The organism is Pseudomonas sp. I8001, assembly GCF_013385345.1.
Taxonomy (GTDB): Bacteria; Pseudomonadota; Gammaproteobacteria; order Pseudomonadales; family Pseudomonadaceae; genus Aquipseudomonas.
This window is the reverse complement of sequence record NZ_JACAQC010000035.1, coordinates 46829-50672: the sequence shown is the minus strand read 5'-3', so window position 1 is coordinate 50672 and position 3844 is coordinate 46829. Positions and strand designations below refer to the sequence as shown.

Below are 3844 nucleotides of genomic sequence, written 5' to 3'. Positions count from 1 at the left end.
GCTTGCTCGCGAATACGGTGTAACAGTCACCTGATGTATCGACTGATTTACCGTATTCGCGAGCAAGCCCGCTCCCACATCTGTTTCCGTACGCCCGTTATTGTGTTTCGAGATATTCGCTGTACAAAATTTTCACATTCCATCCAAGACAATTCGCCGGCTATTTCCCCTGTCGAGTGCTCTAAAACGAGTGCCCACCTACTGCAGGAGTGAGTAATCAATGGCGTTGCCGGCGTTGATCGGGCACCATTTGCGCCATTGCGTTCACCGTCTACCCCAGCCTGCCTGGGCGAGGGCGGGGCGCCGCTGTATTCATTCGCAACTTAAACTTCCAATGGGTCCTAAAACGACATGGCAAACCCGGACGCCCTGAATCAGCAGCGAGCTTCTAATCGCTTGCTGCAACCGACCGTCAAATCCCATCTGGCGTACACGCTGCTTTGTGCCTTGATCATGATGGTGATGTTCTCCCTGCTGCGCCTGGCGCTGCTGGTCTACAACCGCGAGATGATCCTCGACACACCGGCCTCGACTTTCCTTGAAGCGTTCGCCAACGGCCTGCGCCTGGATATCCGCCTGGTGATGTACGTGCTGGTGCCGTTGCTGCTGGCGTTGTTCAGCGTACGGGCCATGGCGGCGCGCGGGTTCTTCCGCTTGTGGCTGACGGTCGCGTCCAGCATCGCGCTGTTCCTGGGCCTGATGGAAATGGACTTCTACCGCGAGTTCCACCAGCGCCTCAACGGCCTGGTCTTCCAGTACGTGAAGGAAGACCCGAAAACCGTGATGAGCATGCTCTGGTACGGTTTCCCGGTGGTGCGCTACCTGCTGGCCTGGGCCGTGGGTACGCTGATCCTGAGCATCGCCTTCAAAGGCGCCGACCGTGCAACGCGCCCACGCGGCCCGTTCAGCGGTGGCAGCATCGGCACTCGCCAGGTAGCGCCGTGGTACACGCGCATCGCGGTGTTCGTGGTCTGCCTGCTGGTCGCCGTGGTCGCCATCCGTGGCACCCTGCGCCAGGGCCCGCCACTGCGTTGGGGCGACGTGTACACCACCGACTCGAACTTCGCCAACCAGTTGGGCCTCAACGGTACCTTGTCGCTGATTGCGGCGGCGAAATCGCGCTTCTCCGAGGAGCGTTCGAACATCTGGAAAGCCACCCTGGAGCAGCCGCTGGCCACCCAGACCGTGCGCGACATGCTGGTATTGCCGAGCGAGAAACTGGTCGACACCGACACCGCCGCGGTACGCCGTGACTTCACGCCGCCGGCCGAGAAGACCCTGCCGATCAAGAACGTCGTGGTTATCCTGATGGAAAGCTTCGCCGGTCACTCGGTGGGCGCCCTGGGCCGCCCGGGCAACATCACGCCGTACTTCGACAAACTGTCCAAGGAAGGCCTGCTGTTCGACCGCTTCTTCTCCAACGGCACCCACACCCACCAGGGTATGTTCGCCACCATGGCCTGCTTCCCGAACCTGCCGGGTTTCGAATACCTGATGCAGACTCCGGAAGGCAGCCACAAGCTGTCGGGCCTGCCGCAGTTGCTCAGCCATCGCGATTTCGATGACGTGTACGTCTACAACGGCGACTTCGCCTGGGATAACCAGTCGGGCTTCTTCAGCAACCAGGGCATGACCAACTTCATCGGGCGTAATGACTTCGTCAACCCGGTGTTCTCGGACCCGACCTGGGGCGTGTCCGACCAGGACATGTTCAACCGTGGCCTGGAAGAGTTGAAGGCCCGTGAAGGCGGCAAGCCGTTCTATGCGCTGCTGCAAACCCTGTCCAACCACACGCCGTACGCGTTGCCGACGCCATTGCCGGTCGAGAAGGTCACCGACCGTGGCAGCCTCAACGAGCATTTGACGGCCATGCGCTACTCCGACTGGGCCTTGGGCCAGTTCTTTGAAAAGGCCCGCAAGGAGCCGTACTTCAAGGAAACCCTGTTCGTGATCGTGGGCGACCACGGCTTCGGCAACGAGCAGCAGATCACCGAGATGGACCTGGGCCGCTTCAACGTGCCGATGCTGATGATCGCACCGGGCATGCAGGAGAAGTTCGGCGAGCGTGACCACACCGTGGGCACCCAGATCGACATCGTGCCGACCATTATGGGCCGCCTGGGCGGTGACACCCTGCACCAGTGCTGGGGCCGTGACCTGCTCAACCTGCCGGAAGGCGACAAGGGCTTTGGTGTGATCAAGCCGTCGGGCAGCGACCAGACCGTCGCCTTGCTCACCGGTGATCGCGTGCTGGTCCTGCCCAAGGAAATGCCACCAAAGTTGTGGGAATACGAACTGGGCGCCAACCCGACCGGGAAAGTGATTCCAGAGTCGCCGGACGAGGCTGCGTTGAAGCAGAAGCTCGAATCGTTCCTGCAGACCGCTACCAAGAGCCTGCTGGACAACACCGCAGGTGTAGTGGACGGCAAGCCGGACTAAACACCCGCGCATAAAAAAAGAGGCCTTTCAAGGCCTCTTTTTTTTGCACGCTGGAACGCGTTATATCTTGCCGAGCAACAACAGAATCAGCAGCACTACCAACACAGTACCGAGAATACCCGATGGCCCGTAACCCCAGTTACGTGAGTGAGGGAACACTGGAAGACCGCCGACCAGCAGGAGGATCAGAATAATGATAAGAATGAGGCTCATGTTTTGTTTTCCTTATTGTCTTCTGAAAAGACCTGGTATTTAACGGATAGGCCCGACAGCTGATACGGACGCCTTAATAACTCCGACCCCTGTGTTTGGCAGAAAATTCCGTGTTTTTTTAAAGCTTTTCGCTAACTTGCTTATTTCCTTTAACCCCGTTGCAAATAACCGTCCTTAGTTCAAATAAATGGAACTTGGCGGGTTTCCCGCTATCCGACCCGGCCCACGGTTTGCCTGGGGCATTCAGCAGTCTGATGGTGCGTGGGTGCAGGAAAAACCTTCGCTACACTGCGGCTCACTTCTTCCGTGAACCACAAGGCTACTTTCCTATGCAAAATCGCATGATGATCACCGGCGCCGGTTCTGGCCTGGGTCGCGAAATCGCTCTGCGCTGGGCCCGTGAGGGTTGGCAGCTGGCCTTGTCGGACGTCAGCGAAGCGGGCCTGCAAGAAACCCTCAAGCTTGTACGCCAGGCCGGTGGTGACGGTTTCACCCAGCGCTGCGACGTGCGCGACTACAGCCAGCTCACCGCGTTCGCACAGGCCTGTGAGGAAAAGCTCGGTGGCATCGACGTGATCGTCAACAACGCCGGTGTCGCATCGGGCGGGTTCTTCAGCGAACTGTCCCTGGAAGACTGGGACTGGCAGATCGCGATCAACCTGATGGGCGTGGTCAAGGGCTGCAAGGCCTTCCTGCCGCTGCTGGAAAAGAGCAAGGGCCGCATCATCAACATCGCGTCCATGGCCGCCCTGATGCAGGGCCCGGCCATGAGCAACTACAACGTGGCCAAGGCCGGCGTGGTGGCGCTCTCGGAGAGCCTGCTGGTGGAACTCAAGCAACAGGAAGTCGGCGTGCATGTGGTGTGCCCATCCTTCTTCCAGACCAACCTGCTGGACTCGTTCCGCGGGCCGACGCCGGCGATGAAGGCCCAGGTGGGCAAGCTGCTGGAAAGCTCGCCGATTACCGCCGCACAGATCGCCGACTACATCTACCAGCAGGTGGCTGAAGGGCAATTCATGATCCTGCCCCACGAGCAGGGGCGCATGGCCTGGGCACTGAAACAGAAGAACCCGCAACTGCTGTATGACGAGATGACCGTGATGGCGGACAAGATGCGGGCGAAAGCCCAGTCGCAGGCGGTAAAAGGTTGAATTTCAGGTGAGCACCTGATGTGGCGAGGGAGCTTGCTGTG

The 3844-nt window shown here is 59.5% G+C and carries 3 protein-coding genes; 2 read left to right on the top strand and 1 reads right to left on the bottom strand.

What is annotated here, in order from left to right; all coding sequences use genetic code 11:
- The first annotated feature begins 351 nt into the window (after positions 1-351).
- Complete coding sequence (locus tag HX839_RS23435) at positions 352-2439, top strand: LTA synthase family protein (RefSeq protein ID WP_003216769.1); 2088 nt, start codon at positions 352-354, stop codon at positions 2437-2439.
- 60 nt (positions 2440-2499) lie between these two features.
- On the opposite strand, the gene HX839_RS23430 is transcribed toward HX839_RS23435, so the two are convergent.
- Positions 2500-2652 (bottom strand): DUF3309 family protein, encoded by a 153-nt coding sequence (locus HX839_RS23430; protein WP_003216767.1) that lies wholly within the window; start codon positions 2650-2652, stop codon positions 2500-2502.
- 329 nt (positions 2653-2981) lie between these two features.
- On the opposite strand from HX839_RS23430, the gene HX839_RS23425 reads away from it, so the two are divergent.
- A complete protein-coding gene (locus HX839_RS23425) occupies positions 2982-3803 on the top strand; it encodes an SDR family oxidoreductase (protein ID WP_177020683.1) in 822 nt (273 codons plus the stop codon).
- The last annotated feature ends 41 nt before the right edge of the window (positions 3804-3844 follow it).

Bases quoted from the DNA above. Each gene is read 5' to 3' on its own strand.
- HX839_RS23435 (WP_003216769.1), top strand. From the start codon at position 352: ATGGCAAACCCGGACGCCCTGAATCAGCAGCGAGCTTCTAATCGCTTG.
- HX839_RS23430 (WP_003216767.1), bottom strand. From the start codon at position 2,652: ATGAGCCTCATTCTTATCATTATTCTGATCCTCCTGCTGGTCGGCGGT.
- HX839_RS23425 (WP_177020683.1), top strand. From the start codon at position 2,982: ATGCAAAATCGCATGATGATCACCGGCGCCGGTTCTGGCCTGGGTCGC.